A 578-nucleotide genomic window follows, 5' to 3' on the forward strand; every position below is an offset into this window, starting at 1 on the left:
CATACTTCCACCTGCCTGGGTAATATATCTAAGTTGCGGATGTATTTTGGCAAAGCTAGTCTTATGTAAAAGAATTTGAAATGTTGAGGGTACACCAGAAAAACCCGTAATGCTTGCTTTGTTTAAGTCTTCAGCAATGAGTTTAGGGTAGAGCATTGACTGCCCTAAGCAAATACTTGCCCCAGCATAAATATGAGTTTGTAATACTGAGTTGCCGTAGCTGTATGTGAATGGTAATACGCAATAGGTGCAGTCGGTCGCACTTAAGCTCAGGTATTGGACAATTGATTGAGTATTAGCAAGCAGGTTACTATGAGAAAGCATGACACCTTTAGGGTCTCCTGTGGTGCCAGAGGTAAACAAGATTAGCGCGTTGTGCTCAACAGCTGGGATTACCCACTGGTCTAAGTCGGGTTTCGCTGCTTCCGTGTCTAATAATAGCTCAAATTCATTTGCCTCTACCTTGAGGTGTTGAACTGAGTTTTCTAAGTTTATTGCCAAATTATTTTTGGTGATGGCTAACTTCGCTTGAGAGAAATCCAGAATATGTTGAACTTCTCGAACAGCACTTTGGCTGT

1 protein-coding gene is annotated in these 578 nt (G+C 41.7%); it reads right to left on the minus strand.

The features are described 5' to 3' along the window. On the minus strand, positions 1 to 578 hold a 578-nt coding region (locus tag A3756_RS04310), incomplete at both ends, for an AMP-binding protein (RefSeq protein ID WP_156490260.1).

The sequence above is a fragment of the Oleiphilus sp. HI0086 genome (genome assembly GCF_001635225.1).